The organism is Megasphaera vaginalis (ex Srinivasan et al. 2021) (genome assembly GCF_000478965.1).
GTDB lineage: Bacteria > Bacillota > Negativicutes > Veillonellales > Megasphaeraceae > Megasphaera > Megasphaera vaginalis.
In genome coordinates this window covers 1-993 of sequence record NZ_AWXA01000055.1, presented here as the reverse complement: position 1 = coordinate 993, position 993 = coordinate 1, and the positions used below count along the sequence as shown (strand labels likewise).

The following is a 993-nucleotide window of genomic DNA, read 5'->3' as shown; positions in this document are numbered from 1 at the left end:
TTTCTCCGAGCTGCATTGATTAATCCGGAGTTCGCCGATGTACTTTGCTTTCTGCGCACTCGTGGGTGTCAATTAATCCCGGATAAAGAATTTGGATATGTGATTCGTCCTATTATTCATGCAGCATACGGATTTAAGTCTCAGGCTGAATACGATCAAATGAAAGAACCGCTGCAAGATTATAGTGATCAACTGGTATCGTTGTTGCGCGAAATGCGACTGAGAATGAAAAACGGTGGTTTATTGAATTCCAAGGAATTTGTGCAAGGTAGTTTAATGGATTATGTCGATAAAAATGGATAAAGGAATGATTCGATTGGCAAAAGCATACAAGGACCCGACGGCAGAGCTTGCCATCGGCAGAATCTGCAAGACGGAACGGACGAAAAAACTGCTTTTCAAGAAAGCCGTATTGATACTGGCCGAAGTGTGCGGCTATCGGATTCGGGTGGAATTTCTACAGAAAGGGGAGAAATAATGACGGCTAAAGAGTACCTGAGCCGCATCCGGCGGCAGAACCAGATTGTTAAGCAGGTGGAAAAGGAGCTGGCTGCCGTCAAAGCGGATATTGTATCCCTGAAAGCGGCCAGTCTGGCAGAAAAGGTGTCCGGGTCCAGACACGCAGACCTGGCGGACAGCTATATCCGCCTAGAGAAATATTTCGACAAAGTCAATGCGGAGTGGGATGTACTGATTGATATGCGGGAAGAAGCCAAGACGATGATCCGGGCGCTTCCTGATGAACATCAGCAAGCCGTGTTGTACGCGCGGTATATTAACTGCCAGAACTGGGAGGATATTGCGGTCGAGATGGGGTACAGTTGGCAGGGGGTATTTAAATTGCATGGACGAGCGTTGCAGAGTTTTTCCAAGGTCAACAACATGAGAATTAAGAGTAGATAGAAGTAGACTATAAAAAGGCGTATACTGGTAGTGTAAAGAATTGCGATAAAGGAACTTAGCTGCCAGTCTGTGTGTGGGCCTCGAACTGGC

The 993-nt window shown here is 46.5% G+C and carries 2 protein-coding genes and 1 pseudogene; all 3 read left to right on the top strand.

Annotation, left to right across the window (positions count from 1 at the left end):
• Nucleotides 1-303, top strand: a pseudogene (locus HMPREF1250_RS11870) (hypothetical protein); the annotation flags it as partial.
• A 4-nt stretch (nt 304-307) separates the two neighbouring features.
• Complete coding sequence (locus HMPREF1250_RS09895; protein WP_155914522.1) at nt 308-478, top strand: hypothetical protein; 171 nt, start codon at nt 308-310, stop codon at nt 476-478.
• Entirely contained in the window at nt 478-903 is a 426-nt protein-coding gene (locus HMPREF1250_RS09890) for a DUF1492 domain-containing protein (protein WP_023054536.1), read from the top strand. Before HMPREF1250_RS09895 ends, HMPREF1250_RS09890 begins: the two co-directional genes overlap by 1 nt.
• The last annotated feature ends 90 nt before the right edge of the window (nt 904-993 follow it).

Excerpts from the sequence above, each read along its gene's own strand:
- HMPREF1250_RS09890 (WP_023054536.1), top strand. The coding sequence starts at position 478 with ATGACGGCTAAAGAGTACCTGAGCCGCATCCGGCGGCAGAACCAGATT.
- HMPREF1250_RS09895 (WP_155914522.1), top strand. The coding sequence starts at position 308 with ATGATTCGATTGGCAAAAGCATACAAGGACCCGACGGCAGAGCTTGCC.